The organism is Ruegeria halocynthiae, assembly GCF_900106805.1.
Classification (GTDB): domain Bacteria; phylum Pseudomonadota; class Alphaproteobacteria; order Rhodobacterales; family Rhodobacteraceae; genus Ruegeria; species Ruegeria halocynthiae.
Genome location: NZ_FNNP01000004.1, coordinates 163928 through 178897 on the forward strand (window position 1 = coordinate 163928; position 14970 = coordinate 178897).

At 57.5% G+C, this 14970-nt stretch carries 13 protein-coding genes; 10 read left to right on the forward strand and 3 right to left on the reverse strand.

Features of this window, described 5'->3' with window-relative positions; genetic code table 11:
- The first annotated feature begins 18 nt into the window (after positions 1-18).
- Genes BLU89_RS13100 through BLU89_RS13115 form a run of 4 tightly spaced genes read left to right on the forward strand, consistent with a single transcriptional unit; the run spans position 19 to position 4865 of the window.
- The gene (locus BLU89_RS13100; RefSeq protein ID WP_074737282.1) at positions 19-966 is read left to right on the forward strand and encodes an ABC transporter permease; all 948 of its coding nucleotides are present in this window, start codon (positions 19-21) and stop codon (positions 964-966) included.
- Positions 963-1778, forward strand: a complete 816-nt coding sequence (locus tag BLU89_RS13105; RefSeq protein ID WP_074737283.1) for an ABC transporter permease — start codon at positions 963-965, stop codon at positions 1776-1778. Before BLU89_RS13100 ends, BLU89_RS13105 begins: the two co-directional genes overlap by 4 nt.
- Positions 1775-3373 (forward strand): ABC transporter ATP-binding protein, encoded by a 1599-nt coding sequence (locus BLU89_RS13110; RefSeq protein ID WP_074737284.1) that lies wholly within the window; start codon positions 1775-1777, stop codon positions 3371-3373. Before BLU89_RS13105 ends, BLU89_RS13110 begins: the two co-directional genes overlap by 4 nt.
- A gap of 40 nt (positions 3374-3413) precedes the next feature.
- The gene (locus tag BLU89_RS13115) at positions 3414-4865 is read left to right on the forward strand and encodes an aldehyde dehydrogenase family protein (RefSeq protein WP_074737285.1); all 1452 of its coding nucleotides are present in this window, start codon (positions 3414-3416) and stop codon (positions 4863-4865) included.
- On the opposite strand, the gene pncB is transcribed toward BLU89_RS13115, so the two are convergent.
- Entirely contained in the window at positions 4862-6154 is a 1293-nt protein-coding gene (gene pncB / locus BLU89_RS13120; RefSeq protein WP_074737286.1) for a nicotinate phosphoribosyltransferase, read from the reverse strand. The genes BLU89_RS13115 and pncB overlap by 4 nt on opposite strands.
- A gap of 165 nt (positions 6155-6319) precedes the next feature.
- Here pncB and BLU89_RS13125 point away from each other — a divergent pair, with 165 nt between their 5' ends.
- The gene (locus BLU89_RS13125; protein WP_074737287.1) at positions 6320-6850 is read left to right on the forward strand and encodes a hypothetical protein; all 531 of its coding nucleotides are present in this window, start codon (positions 6320-6322) and stop codon (positions 6848-6850) included.
- A gap of 3 nt (positions 6851-6853) precedes the next feature.
- Here the strand turns inward: BLU89_RS13125 and pncA are convergent, their stop codons facing one another.
- Positions 6854-7447, reverse strand: a complete 594-nt coding sequence (gene pncA / locus BLU89_RS13130; protein WP_074737288.1) for a bifunctional nicotinamidase/pyrazinamidase — start codon at positions 7445-7447, stop codon at positions 6854-6856.
- A gap of 96 nt (positions 7448-7543) precedes the next feature.
- Here pncA and trhO point away from each other — a divergent pair, with 96 nt between their 5' ends.
- The gene (trhO, locus tag BLU89_RS13135) at positions 7544-8449 is read left to right on the forward strand and encodes an oxygen-dependent tRNA uridine(34) hydroxylase TrhO (RefSeq protein ID WP_074737289.1); all 906 of its coding nucleotides are present in this window, start codon (positions 7544-7546) and stop codon (positions 8447-8449) included.
- 64 nt (positions 8450-8513) lie between these two features.
- Positions 8514-9014 carry a potassium channel family protein gene (locus BLU89_RS13140; RefSeq protein ID WP_074737290.1) on the forward strand — a complete coding sequence of 167 codons (501 nt, stop codon included), beginning with the start codon at positions 8514-8516 and terminating at the stop codon, positions 9012-9014.
- 6 nt (positions 9015-9020) lie between these two features.
- Here BLU89_RS13140 and BLU89_RS13145 read toward each other — a convergent pair whose 3' ends face one another.
- On the reverse strand, positions 9021-9350 hold the full coding sequence (locus BLU89_RS13145; RefSeq protein ID WP_074737392.1) for a hypothetical protein: 330 nt from the start codon (positions 9348-9350) through the stop codon (positions 9021-9023).
- Positions 9351-9542: 192 nt separating this feature from the next.
- Here BLU89_RS13145 and betB point away from each other — a divergent pair, with 192 nt between their 5' ends.
- The 3 genes from betB to BLU89_RS13160 all read left to right on the forward strand — a co-directional run bounded on the left by betB (position 9543) and on the right by BLU89_RS13160 (position 14911).
- Positions 9543-10997 (forward strand): betaine-aldehyde dehydrogenase, encoded by a 1455-nt coding sequence (gene betB / locus BLU89_RS13150; RefSeq protein WP_074737291.1) that lies wholly within the window; start codon positions 9543-9545, stop codon positions 10995-10997.
- 120 nt (positions 10998-11117) lie between these two features.
- Positions 11118-13562 (forward strand): GcvT family protein, encoded by a 2445-nt coding sequence (locus BLU89_RS13155; protein ID WP_074737292.1) that lies wholly within the window; start codon positions 11118-11120, stop codon positions 13560-13562.
- Positions 13559-14911 (forward strand): MmgE/PrpD family protein, encoded by a 1353-nt coding sequence (locus tag BLU89_RS13160; protein ID WP_074737293.1) that lies wholly within the window; start codon positions 13559-13561, stop codon positions 14909-14911. Before BLU89_RS13155 ends, BLU89_RS13160 begins: the two co-directional genes overlap by 4 nt.
- Positions 14912-14970 lie beyond the last annotated feature (59 nt).

The following is a 14970-nucleotide window of genomic DNA, read 5'->3' on the forward strand; positions in this document are numbered from 1 at the left end:
ACACTTAACCTGTTACCTATGCTACGTTATGCCCTCAAACGTCTGCTTTCTTTGACCCTGAGTCTTGCCGTTGCCTCGGTTGTCATCTTTGCGGTGATCGAAGTCGCGCCTGGCGATCCGGCGTCGTTCATGCTGGGGGTGAACGCACAGGCTGATACGCTGGCCGCGCTGAGGGCCGAGTTGGGCCTCGATGTCTCGAAGGTTGAGCGGTATTTCAACTGGGTCGGCGGGATGTTGGTCGGGGATTTCGGTACATCCTACACCTATCGCACGCCGGTGTCGCAGATGATTGCGGATCGGTTATGGGTATCTTTGCCGCTGGCTTTGTATGCGCTGACCCTGTCCACGCTGATTGCCTTTCCCGCTGGAATTTATGCAGCCGCACGGCGCGGGAAACCGGGGGATGTAGCTGTCATGGGCGCGACGCAACTTGGGATTGCCGTGCCCAATTTCTGGTTTGCGATGATGCTGGTGCTGGTTTTTGCCATCAACCTGCGCTGGTTCAACGCCGGGGGTTTTGCGGGTTGGGAAGACGGTGTTTGGACCGGTCTGCATTCTCTGACCCTGCCAGCCATCGCCTTGGCCCTGCCGCAGGCGGCGATCCTTGCGCGGGTCATGAGATCGGCGCTGTTGGACATTCTGGCCGAAGATTTCATGCGCACCGCACGTGCGAAGGGCCTATCGCGTCGTCAGGCGCTCTGGCGTCACGGAGTGCGGAATGCTCTGATCCCGGTGCTAACCATTATCGGGCTGCAATTCTCATTCCTACTGGCAGGCTCGATCATCATCGAACAGGTGTTCTATCTGCCCGGCCTCGGGCGGCTGGTATTTCAGGCGATCTCAGCGCGCGATCTGATTGTGGTGGAATCTGTCGTCATGCTGCTGGTCTTCGCCGTCATTATGGTGAACTTTCTGGTCGATCTGGCCTACGCCGCCGTTGACCCAAGGCTGAGGAGCAGGACATGAACCGCAACCTGATCCTGGGTGCAGCGCTGTCGTCGCTGGTTCTGCTGGCGGCGCTCGTGTCGTTTGTCTGGACGCCCTTCAACCACGCAGCACTGGATATCCCGGCCAAGCTGCAACCGCCGAATGCACAGCACTGGTTTGGCACAGACCATTTCGGACGCGACATGTTCTCGATGATCATGGTGGGCGCACGCACGTCGATTGCGGTGGCACTGGTGGCTGTTGGGATTGGCATGGTGTTGGGCATCCCCATGGGCCTGACCGCTGCTGCACGCAAAGGATCATGGCTGGATGAGTTTATCATGCGCGGCAACGATGTGGTCTTTGCCTTTCCCTCACTGGTCATTGCCATCCTGATCACCGCGGTCTTTGGTGCCGGCGCCATTAACGCGATCATAGCAATCGGTATCTTCAACATTCCCGTCTTTGCCCGCATCACGCGGGGCGCGGCCCTGTCACTTTGGGAGCGTGAATTTATCCTCGCGGCCCGGGTGTCGGGTAAAGGCATTGCACGAATATCGGCCGAGCATATCCTGCCCAATGTTGCCAACCTGCTGATCGTTCAGGGCACTATCCAGTTCTCACTGGGTATTCTGGCCGAGGCGGGGCTGTCCTATGTCGGCCTTGGCGCGCAACCGCCCACACCAAGCTGGGGCAGAATGCTGGCTGACGCGCAAACAATGGTCAGTTTTGCCCCGCATTTGGCTCTGATTCCGGGTGTGGCGATCATTGTGACGGTGCTGGGTCTGAACCTTCTTGGAGATGGCTTGCGGGACTGGCTTGACCCTCGGATTAGGGTGGCGCGCGCATGAACTTACTTCAGATTAAAAACCTTTCCCTAGCCATACACGACACTCCAATCCTGAAACGGATCAACCTGTCGGTTGCAGCGGGGCAGATCGTGGCCGTGACCGGTGAGAGCGGTTCGGGTAAATCAATGATTGCCCTTGCCGTAATGCAGTTACTACCCAACGGGGCCGAGGTGGACGGGGAACTGCGGCTAGACGGTCAGAATCTGTTGAACCGGCCCGAGGCTGAGATGTGCGCGCTGCGGGGCGCTGCGATCGGTATGGTATTCCAGGAGCCGATGACCGCCCTGAACCCGGTGAAAACGATCGGCGACCAGGTGATGGAGACCATTCTGATCCACAAGGCCATGCCACCCGCCAAGGCGCGCGTGCGTGCCGAGGAGGTTTTGGCCCGTGTCGGATTACCAACCGATCGCTACCCGATGACCCGCTATCCGCACGAGTTGTCGGGCGGCCAGCGTCAGCGGGTGGTGATTGCAATGGCGATTGCGTTACGCCCCCGACTGTTGATCGCGGATGAACCAACGACGGCGTTGGATGTGACCACACAGGCGCAAATCCTCGATCTGCTCAAGGGGCTGGTGTCGGAATACGGTATGGGACTTTTGATGATCACCCACGATTTGGCGGTGGTTGCTGACATGGCGGATGAGATTGTGGTTATGCGGCATGGGGAAGTTGTTGAAACCGGCGTAACCGATCATCTTCTGCGCCACATGCAGCACGCTTATACCCGCATGTTGTTTGAGGCCTCTGGCCATCAAGTCAACCTGCCCGTGCCCCCGGAACCGCGCCCTTTGCTGGAAGTCGATAATGTTGTTCGGGACTACCGCCTGCCTCGAAAACGCTTGTTTGATGCGCCCGGTCATCATCGGGCAGTCAATCAGGTCAGCTTCACCCTGAACCGAGGTGAGCGATTGGGCTTGGTTGGCGAGTCAGGATGCGGGAAATCGACCCTAACACGGGCGATTTTGGGGCTAGAAGAGGTGCAAAACGGTCGAATATCACTGGATGGACAGCCCGTGTTCACAGGCCACAAACCCAATCTGGCAGTGCGCCGCAAGATGCAGGTAGTGTTTCAGGACCCCTACGGCAGCTTCAATCCCCGCCACCGCGTTGCGCGGCTGATCACCGAGCCGTTCCATCTGTTGGACACCTCGCCAACCGGGTCCGAACGGCAAGATCGTGTCGCCGAGATGCTCACCGCCGTGGGTCTCAGCCCGGATGACGCAAGCAGATTTATTCACGAATTCTCGGGCGGACAACGACAACGGATCGCCATTGCTCGTGCGCTGATCATTCGGCCTGAACTGATCCTGTTTGATGAAGCGGTCTCGGCCCTCGATGTCTCGGTTCGCGCCCAGATCCTCGACCTGCTGGCTGAGCTTTGTTCGATCTATGATCTGACATATCTGTTCATCAGCCATGACCTGAGCGTGGTTCGAACGATCACCGACAGAGTTTTAGTGATGCAAGATGGCCAAATTGTCGAGCAAGGTGAGACCGAGCAGGTATTTTCCCGACCGCAGCATCCTTACACGAGGACACTTATCGATGCAGCACCCAGCTTGCCAGAGATTGGACAGGGAGCCGCATGATCCAAAAGTTAATATTTAGAGCCTGATCTAGGAGTATCTGATGTCCAAACCCCTCTGGTTCGATCCCGCCCTTTGCCTGATTGGTGGTGAATGGAAAATGCCTGCATCAAGGCAAACCCTGACGCTGTTCAATCCCTCGGACGGCTCTGAAATCTGTCAGATCGCCCGAGGTGCCAAACCCGAAATAGACGCCGCAGTGCAGGCCGCCAGTGCTGCGCGCGACGGTAAATGGGGGCGCATGTCTGCGCTGGAAAGGGGGCGTATTCTTACCAGATTGGGACAACTGGTTCTGGAAGAAGTGGATGATCTGGCCCAGCTAGAGGCAATGGATGTTGGCAAGCCGCTGACCCAGGCGCGTGCTGATGCAGTTGCTTTGGCGCGATACTGCGAATTTTACGGTGGCGCGGCGGATAAGGTGATGGGCGAGACTATTCCTTATCTCGATGGCTATACGGTTTACACGCTGCGCGAACCGCATGGTGTGACCGGCCATATCGTGCCGTGGAACTATCCGATGCAGATCATTGGTCGTTCGGTCGGTGCGGCGCTGGCGATGGGCAATGCCTGCGTTCTGAAACCAGCGGAAGAGGCCTGCCTGACCGCTTTGGCCTTTGCACATCTCGCGCTTGACGCTGGTCTGCCGCCCGGAGCGTTGAACGTGGTGCCCGGGCTTGGGGCTGAAGCGGGCGCGGCTTTGTCATCTCATCCGGGCGTCGATCATATCTCATTCACCGGGTCGGTTGCCACGGGTGCGTTGGTGCAACAAGCCGCAGGACGGAATGTCGTCCCGGTGACGCTGGAATTGGGCGGGAAGTCCCCGCAGTTGGTCTTTGACGATGCTAATCTGGATGCGGCGCTGCCGTTTCTGGTGAATGCGGGCATTCAGAATGCGGGGCAGACCTGCTCGGCCTCGTCTCGCATTCTGGTGCAGAGGGGCGTCTATGAACAGGTCAAATCCCGTATGGCCGAAGCTTACGGCCAGCTGACTGTGGGGCCAGCGATGCAGGATCTGCGCGTCGGGCCGTTAATCTCGGAACGGCAAAAACAGATTGTTGGCGGGTTTTTGGAGAAGGGTGCCAATCTTTCCATCGCCGGTCAGGGGCAAATCGTCGACGACGCCCCTGAGAAAGGGGCATATGTCCAACCCACGCTCTTTGCGGACGCCCCGCCGGATCATGTGCTCGCGCAGGACGAAATCTTTGGCCCGGTACAGGTTCTGATACCGTTTGAAACTGAAAAACAGGCTCTCACTATAGCCAACTCAACCGAATATGGCCTTGTCGCAAGCGTCTGGACCCAGGACGGATCTCGCCAGATGCGGCTGGCAAAGGGGCTGCGATCGGGGCAAGTGTTCATCAACAACTACGGCGCCGGCGGCGGCGTTGAGCTGCCATTTGGCGGCACCGGTAAATCTGGTCACGGCCGTGAAAAGGGATTTGAGGCGCTTTATGGGTTCTCGCAACTCAAAACAGTGGCGGCCTATCACGGCTAGACGATGACTTCGATCGATTCCTGGGCGCCAACGCCAAAGACTCGCTTGTACCGTTCTATCTGATCCGCAGGTCCCATCGCCTTTTCCGGGTTGTCCGATAGTTTAACTGTCGGATTACCATTAGCCGCAACAGCCTTGCAGACCAGCGAAAACGGAGCCAGCGCGTCATTGGGTACCAGTTGGCGGAAATCATTGGTCAGTAGCGTACCCCAGCCGAAGGAAACGTTGGTCTGGTCCGCAAACTGGGCGTGCAATTCGCGGATCTTGTCCACGTCCAGCCCGTCCGAGAAAATAACCCTTTTCTGAGTTGGGTCTTCGCCGCGCGATTTCCACCAGTCTATGGCGATCTCGGCACCGGTCGCGGGATCGCCACTGTCAATCCGTATACCGGTCCAACCCGCCAGCCAGTTGGGCGCGCGCTCCAGAAACCCTTTGGTGCCATAGGTATCAGGCAGAATGATGCGCAGATTGCCGTCATGTTCGTCATGCCAGTCTCTGAGAACGTCATACGGCGCCTGTGCCAGTGTGGCGTCATCTTCGGCCAAAGCAGAATAGACCATAGGCAGTTCATGCGCGTTGGTACCGATGGCCTCGACCTCGCGCCGCATCGCAATCAGGCAGTTCGAGGTGCCGGTGAAAGCGGGGCCCAACCCTTCGATCATCGCCTGAACGCACCAGTCCTGCCAAAGGAACGAGTGCCGCCGCCGTGTGCCGAAATCCGCGATCCCCAGCCCTTCAACGGTGCGGAGCTGAGCGATCTTTTCCCAGACGCGTGTCATCGCCTGGGCATAAAGCACCTGAAGCTCGAAACGGCGCATTTCGTTCAGAACCGCCCGCGAACGCAATTCCATCAATACGGCCAATGCAGGAATCTCCCACAGCATGACTTCGTGCCATTTGCCTTCGAACGTTAGTTCGTACTGATCGCCCTTACGTTCGAGATGATAGGGTGGCAGGCGCAGGTTCTCGAACCACTCCATGAAATCGGGGCGGAACATCTGGCGTTTGCCATAAAAGGTGTTGCCCCGCAGAAAGGTGCCTTCCCCGCGGCTCAGGCTGAGTGAACGGATGTGATCCAACTGCTCACGCAGTTCGCCTTCATCGATCAATTTGGCCAACGGCACGTGATTCGACCGGTTGATCAGCGAGAACACCACATCGGTTTGGGGCTTATTTCGAAACACTGACTGGCACATCAGCAGTTTGTAGAAGTCTGTGTCGATCAATGACCGCACAATTGGGTCAATCTTCCATTTATGATTGTAGACCCGCGTCGCGATATCGACCATGGGGACCTCCTGCGATTTCCGTTGTTAGATCAATCGGAGCACGAAATGGCAAGAGTCGCGGAATTGGTAACAATGCCCACGACAAAACACATTGCGGGCTTATTGTAGGTTGCCTTCACGGTTTAGTGAGGGTGTGGGGATGGTAATAAAGGTTGAATTTGGTGAATGAGTCTCGCGTACGACTTTGACATTGTGGCGATTGCTCCGGACGAGGTTGATCCTGAGCATGGGCATACTGCGGTAACAGGGCGTCCCCCGGTGCGGGCGCAGTTTCGGAACATCAGAACTGCGGATGCTTTGCGGGGGGCATCTCCTAAGATTCGCAGGATATTTCAGGAATCCGGCTTTAGTCTGGATAGTGTCGGAGATGATCGCTCCTGCGATTATTATCGGCCTGAGGATGCGGAGGATCGCAATCTGATCCTGAGGCGGCTTTTTGCAAATATCCGGAACATGGGGGTTCAGGGCGAGTATAGTGGTGAATTCGATTTCCACCACTTTCTGGCCCATATCAGGACGGCAAAACCCGGCAATGTGATGCAGGCGGCACCCGTACGGCCTTTGCGACCGCCAAGCTCGGGGCCAGCGCATATCAGTCGCCGTACTGTTCCCGGACGTATAGGTTTCGCGCTGGGTCTGGCGGTGATCTTGTTTGTGCTGCTGAAACTGCTGGCGGCACATGGTGCCGCGCTGTAACCATCAAGCCAGCGTGACACCTGCATCACGCATGGCCTGCTCGGCGGCAGCCAGAGAGCCGCCCATATCGATGGCGCGGCACAGGTCGGTTCTGACCGTAACTTCGAACCCCTGTTGTGCTGCATCCACGGCTGAGTAATGCACACAGAAATCCGTCGCCAAGCCAACCAATGTCAGCTGTCTGATCCCGCGTGATTCCAGATAACCTTTCAGGCCGGTGGGCGTGGAATGATCATTCTCGAAAAACGCCGAATAGCTGTCGATAGCGCTGCGAAAGCCCTTGCGGATGATCAGATCGCCATCGGTGCGCAAATCCGGATGAAAGGCCGCGCCTTCACTGCCCTGCACACAGTGATCGGCCCACAACATCTGCGGACCATAGGGCATTTCGATCAATTCGAGCGGTGACTTGCCGGGATGTGAACTGGCGAATGAGGAATGGCCCGCCGGATGCCAGTCCTGGGTCAGGATCACCGCACCGAAATCGTCCATGATGGCGTTGATTGGGGCGACGATTTCATTTCCTCCGGCAACTGCCAGCGCACCACCGGGGCAGAAATCATTCTGAACATCAATAACGATCAGGGCATGGGACATAGCGACCTCCTTAAGTTGCGTTATCGGTATGGCGCGCCGCGTAGATCGTCAATGCGGTCTCTTGTGTGTTTTTGCTGGGGGCATTAGATCGCGCACATGTATACAATCGCTGCTCTATATCATTTCACGCGTTTTCCTGACCCTGACGCGCTGCGCCCTGCCTTGCAGGAGCTTTGCGGCGCGCATCTGGTCAAGGGCACCCTGCTTTTGGCGCAAGAAGGGATCAACGGCACCATCGCCGGACCCCGCGCCGGGATTGACGCTGTTCTGGCGCATATCCGCGCTCTGCCGGGATGCGCCGATCTGGATTGGAAAGAGGCGACCTCGGACCATCCGCCCTTTGGCAAGATGAAGGTGCGGTTGAAGAAAGAGATCGTCACCATGGGGCAACCCGACGTCGATCCTCGTGCCAGTGTCGGGAACTATGTCGAGCCTGAGGATTGGAACGCGTTGATCCGCTCGGAAGATGTGGTGGTGATCGACACGCGCAACGACTATGAAGTTGCGATCGGCACATTCGATGGCGCAATCGATCCTAACACAGCCAGTTTCCGCGAATTTCCGACCTGGTGGGAGGAGAACAAGGAGCGCTTTCACAACAAGCGCGTCGCGATGTTCTGCACCGGTGGTATCCGCTGTGAAAAATCCACCAACTTCCTGCTGGGGCAGGGGGTCGAGGATGTCTATCACCTGAAAGGTGGCATCCTGCGCTATCTGGAAGAGACGCCGCCCGAAGACAGTACGTGGCAGGGCGAATGCTTCGTTTTTGATAATCGCGTCTCGGTCGGTCATGGGTTGGTTGAAGGGCCACACAAGCTGTGCCATGGCTGCCGCCGCCCAATCCTGCCCGAAGATGTGAAACGCCCAGAATACGAGCATGGCGTGTCGTGCCATCGATGTATCGGCGAAACCTCAGAACAGGATAAAGCGCGCTTTCGCGAGCGGCAGAAACAAATCCAATTGGCCCGCGTAAGGGGCCAGGAACATTTGGGGTCTGATTGAAATCAGCTTGCGGGCCGCGCCGGAAACAGGCCTGATGCGATCAAATCAGTAAGACGGAGCGCAAATGTCGCACGAACCCAGAACTTTGGATGAATGGAAATCCACCTTGCTGGCTGCGTTCGGACTGGTCCTGGCCAGTTTTCTTGCCTGGTACGGCCTGTCGCGTCTGAACGAGAGCACCGCAGGGGATACAATCGGGACAACCGCATCAGTCGGATTGGTGATCTGGATGGTGTCGCAGTCCTACTACTATGTGACACAGGTGAAATCCCCGCGCCGGATGCTGTTTCTGATGGGGGTATCATTTATTCAGGTCGTTCCATTCCTGTTTGCCGCCGTTTACGGGGCTTTCGGGTACGAGGATCGTTGTGTCGTCGGGGCAAGCGGCCCTGCGGATATCCTGTATTTCTCGTACGTCACCTTTACGACCGTCGGGTACGGAGACATGTCCCCAACCGGATTGTGCCGCGGACTGGCGGTGGCCGAGGCAGTGACGGGCTATATCCTGCTGGGCATGTTTGTCGCGGCCGCTGTGGCGCTCTATGCGCGCAATCACGGTAAATAGACCGGTCTATTTGTTCTGATCAATCCAGCGCGACATCATTTGCTTGTCGCGGAAACACTCGGATGGGATCGGACGACGCTTGCCGCGCGAGATACGCTCGGCAAAGGTGACCTGCTTACCGGTCGGGTAGTTCGCAAAAGGCGACGGATCCTGCGGTTTATGGGCCGAAATCCAGTCTGACAGGGATTTGCGGTCATGCTGCGCCTCAACCGGAATCTCCAGTGCGGATTGTTGCGCAATGGCGCGGGCATAGCGCATCTGCCGATCCGTAACGGGCAGCAGGTGATAGTCGTTTGCGGGGCCGCCAAAAGCGGTATTTTGCGTGTTCTGGGCCATCGGGTGATCCTCTGACTGCATAGAACATAAGTAGAACATTAACCATTCTTTTCAAGGGAAAGCCCTTTGGAATCGGCGGGAACTTGCCAGAAACTGATTTTATTGACTGGTCAATCAATAAAATATAAGCCGGTTCGCAAAGCATTCTATCTCTTTGCTTAAAAGGGATATCCGACCAAAAAAGGAACCGGCATGAAGTTTCAGCCCAAGGCCAGCCACTTTATAAATGGCGAATATGTCGAAGATACCAGTGGCGCCCCTATCGACGTTATCTATCCAGCCACTGGCGAGATCATCGCGCGCCTGCATTCGGCCACCCCAGAGATCCTGGAACAGGCTCTAAACAGTGCAAAAGCGGCACAAGTGGCCTGGGCAGCCATGTCAGGAACCGAGCGGGGCCGGGTGCTGCGCCGTGCCGCCGACATCATGCGGGATCGCAACCATGAGCTTTCGATCATTGAAACGCATGACACCGGAAAACCCCTGCAGGAGACGCTGGTGGCAGACGCAACCAGCGGTGCGGATGCGTTGGAGTACTTTGGTGGACTGGCCGCCTCGCTGACGGGTGAACATATACCCTTGGGCGGCGGTGATTTCGTTTATACCATCCGCGAGGCACTGGGCGTCTGTGTGGGTATAGGCGCATGGAATTATCCAACGCAGATCGCTTGTTGGAAGGGTGCGCCGGCACTGGCCTGCGGCAACTCAATGGTTTTCAAACCGTCCGAGACCACACCGCTGTCAGCCTTGCAAGTGGCCGAGATTCTGATCGAGGCGGGTGCGCCCAAGGGCGTCTACAACGTGGTGCAGGGCTACGGGGATGTGGGGGCCAGCCTTGTGACCGACCTGCGTGTGGCCAAAGTCTCGCTTACCGGGTCGGTTCCTACGGGCCGCAAGGTCTATGCCGCCGCCGCCGGCAGCATGAAACATGTCACCATGGAATTGGGCGGCAAGTCCCCGATGATCGTGTTCGACGATGCCGATATAGATAACGCTGTCTCGGGCGCGATTTTGGGCAATTTCTATTCTTCAGGGCAGGTCTGTTCCAACGGCACGCGGGTGTTCGTGCAAAAGGGCATCAAAGAAGCGTTCCTTGCGCGCTTGTCTGAACGCCTGGCCACTGCGAAAATCGGTGATCCGATGGATGAAGAGGTCAACTTTGGCCCGATGGTCAGCGAAAACCAGATGAATATCGCTCTTGGCTACGTCGAAAAAGGCAAGGCCGAAGGCGCGCGTCTGGTTTTTGGCGGCGAACGGGTCAAAGGCGATGGCTTCTACATGCAACCTACGGTCTTTGCCGATGTCACCGACGCTATGACAATCGCACGTGAAGAGATTTTTGGCCCCGTGATGTCGGTGCTGGATTTCGACACCGAAGAAGAGGTGCTGGCCCGCGCCAATGACACCGAATTTGGTTTGGCCGCAGGTGTCTTTACCAGCGATCTGACCCGCGCCCACCGTATCGTAGCCGGATTCGAGGCCGGTACGTGCTATATCAACACCTATAACCTCGCCCCGGTTGAAGCTCCGTTCGGTGGGTCCAAGTTGTCTGGCGTGGGACGCGAAAACTCGAAACTTGCGATCAATCACTACAGCGAGATGAAAACAGTTTACGTCTCATTGAATGATGTTGAGGCGCCCTACTAATCAAAACCGGCCATTCAGAGCCTGTTCCCGACATTTCGCGTCGGGAACAGAGCATACCCTGACACATGGCTGTGGCTGACTTTCCTGAAAGCGTTTGGTTCGCAAACAGGAGATCAACCCATGAAGACCCACGCTCAGGCCGTCGTGATCGGAGGAGGATTGGTCGGCTGTTCGATCCTCTATCATCTGGCCAAACTTGGCTGGACTGATGTGGTTCTGCTGGAACGCGATGAGCTGACCTCGGGGTCAACTTGGCACGCGGCCGCCAATATTCACGGGCTGCACGACAACAACAACATCACACGCATCCAGCACTATACGATGAACCTGTACAAAGAGCTGGAGAAGGAAACCGGACAGGGTTGCGGCGTCTTTCAGTCCGGATCTCTGTATTTGGCCCAGACCAAAGACCGTGAGCACCAATTGCGGCTGCAGGAGGCCAAGGCGAAGTTCTATGGCCTGAATTTCCATGAGGTCAGCCGCGAGCAGGCGTGGGAACTACACCCGCTAGCACAGTTTGACGATATCCGCTGCATTATGTTCGAACCCGATGGTGGCAATGTCGATCCGTCGGGTGTGACCCACGCCTATGCTGCGGGCGCAAGAGCCATGGGGGCCACGATCGAGCGGTTTTGCCCCGTAATAGGGACTGAACAGCAGTCCGATGGGTCATGGATCGTGCGCACGGGAAAGGGCGACATTCGCACCCAATGGGTGGTGAATGCAGGTGGGCTGTGGGGGCGCGAGGTTGCCGCCCTGGCCGGGATCGAATTGCCACTGCAACCGACCGAGCACCAGTACTTTGTTACCGAAGCCATTGATGAGGTAGCAGCGCTTGGCCGCCGATTGCCCTCAATCGCCGATCGCGATGGCGAATACTACTTTCGGCAGGAAGGCAATGGGCTACTGATTGGCGCTTATGAGAAAGATATGCGGTTCTGGGCGGAAAACGGCACACCGCTGGATTTTGCCCATGACCTGTTTCCCGATGATCTGGACCGCATCATGGAAAACGTCATCCGCGCCACCGAACGGGTACCCGTCGCCGCCACCGCGGGCGTTAAACGGGTGATCAACGGACCGATGATTTGGTCTCCGGATTCCAATGCGATCTGGGGACCTGTTCCCGAGTTGCGAAATTATTTCTGTTGCACCGGCATCATTCCGGGCTTTTCGCAATCGGGTGGTCTGGGCCTGTTGTCGGCGCAATGGATGATCGAAGGTGAACCGCAATACGACATGTTTGCCTGGGATCTGGCCCGTTTCGGCGATTGGGCGGATAAGGCTTTCACCAAGGCGCGGGTCGAAGATGCCTATACTCACCGTTTTGCAATCCATTTCCCGAACGAGGAACGCAGCGCAGGCCGACCCACTCGTGTTAGACCCGCATATGAGATGCAAAAAGACATGGGCGCGGTCTTTGGCTTAAACTGCGGTTGGGAACATCCTCTGTGGTTCGCCAGCCAGCCCGGAACGTTGGAAACCAACGGCTTCACGCGCCAAAACTGGTGGGAACCCGTGGGCCACGAGGCGCGGATGTTGCGGGAAAATGTGGGCGTCATCGATATCTCGAACTTTGCCAACTATGTTGTCAAAGGGCCGGGTGCCCATAATTGGCTGGACCGATTGGTCGCCAACCGGGTACCGACCGAGGTCGGGCGATCCCGCCTGACGCCTGTGATCTCGGTCCGGGGTGGCGTAGCCGGGGATTTCACCATCACCAAGGTTGCGCAGGATGAATACATGATGATCGGCTCGGGCATGGCCGAGCGCTATCATCAACGCTTTTTCAACATGGTCGATTTACCCAGAGGCACCACCTTTGAGGTCGCCACCGACCGTATTGCGGGGTTCAACGTCGCAGGTCCCAAGGCGCGCGAGCTGCTGCAGCGGTTGACCAATGCCGACTTGTCCAACGATGGTTTCCGTTTCACGCGGTCTCGCACGATTGAGGTTGCCGACGTCACCTGCCTGGCCATTCGCGTCAGTTTCACCGGGGATCTAGGGTGGGAGCTTCACTGCGCTGAGACTGATCAAATCAGACTCTATTCGGCGCTTCTGGACGCTGCAAAAGCGTTGAACGGTGGCCCGGTCGGCGGCCGGGCACTGGGCGCGCTGCGCATTGAAAAGGGCTATGGCTCGTGGGGCCGCGAGTATTCTCAGGAATATTGGCCGCAAGAGGTCGGGCTGGATCGCCTAATCAAGCTGGATAAGGATTTTCTGCACAAGGATGCCTATATGACTGTCAAAGACAGACCAGCGCGCGAGGTACTCTCGATTTTCGAAATTGAAGCAGTTGACGCCGATGCCAGCGGAGGAGAGCCGATCTTTGCACCAGATGGTAGACCGGTGGGGCGTGTGACGTCCGGGGCATACGGGTATTCAGTGGGAAAATCGCTGGCAGTTGGCTTTGCTGATCCCAAGGTTGCCGGGCCGGGTGACATAGTAGAGGTCTACATCCTGGGTCGACCGCATAAGGCGCGGATTTGTACTGCGCCACCCTTCGATCCAGAAGGTTATCGCCTGCGCGGGACAAGCCCGATTGTTGCGGAGCAAGCCCAATGACCAATGCACTCAATCAAGTCATGGAATTCACACTGAACAGCGCTGTCGAGGATGTGCCTGCCTCGGCTCGGGATAATGCGGCGCTCTTGTTGTTGGATACGATCGGCGTTCTGATCGCAGCGGGCCCTATGCAGGCCGGTGGGATCGCCCGGGATACCGCCGCCCTGCTGTATGCCAGCGCAGAGCCTGAGTATAGCGCGCGGATGCTGTTTGACGGGCGCCGGGTCAGCCTGGCGGGCGCGGCCTATGCAACTGCAACACAGACCGACAATCTGGACGCGCATGACGGCTTTAACCCGGTCAAAGGACATATCGGGGTTGCCGTGGTCCCAGCGCTGGCAGCATTGGCCGAACAGTGCCCCGACTTGACCGGGCCCGAGGCGCTGACGACCATGATCGTCGGGTACGAGGTCGCGGGCCGGGCTGGTCTCGCGCTTCATGCGACTGTCAATGATTACCACACTTCGGGTGCCTGGAATGCGCTGGGCGTGGCTGCGATGGCGGCGCGTCTGCGCGGACAATCACCCGGGCAACTCCGACAGGCGCTTGGGATTGCCGAGTTTCACGGCCCCCGCAGCCAGATGATGCGCGAGATAGAAAACCCGACCATGCTGCACGATGGCTCTGGCTGGGGTGCGCTGGTGGGGCTGTCTGCCGCCGTTCTGGCCGAACGAGGTTTTACCGGTGCCCCTGCCATCACCATCGAAGCCATGCAGGTTGCGCCGTATTGGGCCGATCTGGGCAGCGTTTGGCAAATCGAACAGCAATATATCAAGCCCTATCCGATTTGCCGTTGGGCCCATGCCGCCATTGACGGCGTGCGATTGCTGATGGATCGGCACGGCCTATCGCATCAGCAGATCGCATCCATCCGCATCAACAGCTTCCACGAAGCGGCCTGTTTGTTCGCCAACCACCCCCAGACCACGTCTCAGGCGCAATACTCTTTGCCTTTTGCCGTTGCCGTTCAGGCTGTCAATGGCCGTATCGGGGTAGAACATATTTCGGGCGCAGGGCTGTCCAATCCTGAGGTGGCACAGGTGATGTCCCGAATCGAAGTTACGGAGAGGCAGCGCCATTCGGCCCGGTTTCCGGAAGGCAGATGGGCCGATGTCGCGATCGAGATTTCAGATGGCACAGTTTATGAATCCGGAGATCTAAACGCGCGAGGCGGTCCTGAACTGCCTCTGAGCCAGCAGGAGATCATCGATAAGTTCACCGAATTTGCAGCACCTGTCGTGGGCGGCAATCGAGCCGACAAGATTTGTACAGCTATCTTGAAGCTAACCCTGCCGGGAGCACGCTATTCCGATTTGTCCGACCTGTTGTACGACCCGCCTGCCGGTTGAAGGACGAACTTTTCAGTTTGTGTTTGCGCAAGATCTCCTTATTAGAGCCTATTCTTTCG

What these genes read in the sequence shown, in the direction of transcription:
- BLU89_RS13100 (WP_074737282.1), top strand. Translation starts at nt 19, where the DNA reads ATGCTACGTTATGCCCTCAAACGTCTGCTTTCTTTGACCCTGAGTCTT.
- BLU89_RS13105 (WP_074737283.1), top strand. Translation starts at nt 963, where the DNA reads ATGAACCGCAACCTGATCCTGGGTGCAGCGCTGTCGTCGCTGGTTCTG.
- BLU89_RS13110 (WP_074737284.1), top strand. Translation starts at nt 1,775, where the DNA reads ATGAACTTACTTCAGATTAAAAACCTTTCCCTAGCCATACACGACACT.
- BLU89_RS13115 (WP_074737285.1), top strand. Translation starts at nt 3,414, where the DNA reads ATGTCCAAACCCCTCTGGTTCGATCCCGCCCTTTGCCTGATTGGTGGT.
- pncB (WP_074737286.1), bottom strand. Translation starts at nt 6,154, where the DNA reads ATGGTCGATATCGCGACGCGGGTCTACAATCATAAATGGAAGATTGAC.
- BLU89_RS13125 (WP_074737287.1), top strand. Translation starts at nt 6,320, where the DNA reads ATGAGTCTCGCGTACGACTTTGACATTGTGGCGATTGCTCCGGACGAG.
- pncA (WP_074737288.1), bottom strand. Translation starts at nt 7,447, where the DNA reads ATGTCCCATGCCCTGATCGTTATTGATGTTCAGAATGATTTCTGCCCC.
- trhO (WP_074737289.1), top strand. Translation starts at nt 7,544, where the DNA reads ATGTATACAATCGCTGCTCTATATCATTTCACGCGTTTTCCTGACCCT.
- BLU89_RS13140 (WP_074737290.1), top strand. Translation starts at nt 8,514, where the DNA reads ATGTCGCACGAACCCAGAACTTTGGATGAATGGAAATCCACCTTGCTG.
- BLU89_RS13145 (WP_074737392.1), bottom strand. Translation starts at nt 9,350, where the DNA reads ATGGCCCAGAACACGCAAAATACCGCTTTTGGCGGCCCCGCAAACGAC.
- betB (WP_074737291.1), top strand. Translation starts at nt 9,543, where the DNA reads ATGAAGTTTCAGCCCAAGGCCAGCCACTTTATAAATGGCGAATATGTC.
- BLU89_RS13155 (WP_074737292.1), top strand. Translation starts at nt 11,118, where the DNA reads ATGAAGACCCACGCTCAGGCCGTCGTGATCGGAGGAGGATTGGTCGGC.
- BLU89_RS13160 (WP_074737293.1), top strand. Translation starts at nt 13,559, where the DNA reads ATGACCAATGCACTCAATCAAGTCATGGAATTCACACTGAACAGCGCT.